Here is a 468-nt window from a genome sequence, read left to right as displayed (position 1 = left end):
CCCGGCCACGCGGGATCTTGGGGTGGCGCACTCCCGCCGAGGCGTTCGCCGATCAACTACGCTCCGTCCAACAACACACTGTTGCGACGACCAGTTGAATACGGCCTATACCCGTCGGCCAGGTCTGCAGCTGTGGGACGAGGCGTTCGCCTCGTGCCGTACCCGGACCTTCAGCAGGCCTGCTGGAGGGTCACGAACCGAAGGCCCTGTTCGAGAAGCTGCGGCCACGCCTCCTGCAGGCCCGCGTGAGTGCCGGAGCCAGGTTGATTGAAGTGTCCCAGCGCGATGTCCCTGCACGAGATCTCACCAACGCGTGCTGCCACAGCTTCGGGGGGCAACGTCCCTCCGTCGTCGAGATTGACGGTGAAGTTCACAGGAGTCAGCCCCAGGTCCCGGCAGATCTGCGCCGATGTCGCATCCAGGTGAGCTGTTCCAGACCGGAAGAAGTCGCACTCGACGCCGTATTCC

General features: G+C 64.5%; 1 pseudogene. It reads right to left on the bottom strand.

Features of this window, described 5'->3' with window-relative positions:
- Positions 1-170: 170 nt before the first annotated feature.
- Positions 171-468 (bottom strand): annotated as a pseudogene (locus tag MWC30_RS21885) (polysaccharide deacetylase); the annotation flags it as partial.

The organism is Desulforhabdus sp. TSK, from assembly GCF_022836495.1.
Lineage (GTDB): Bacteria > Desulfobacterota > Syntrophobacteria > Syntrophobacterales > Syntrophobacteraceae > Desulforhabdus.
The sequence above is the reverse complement of the archived record's forward strand: the minus strand, read 5'-3'. Positions and strand labels throughout refer to the sequence as shown.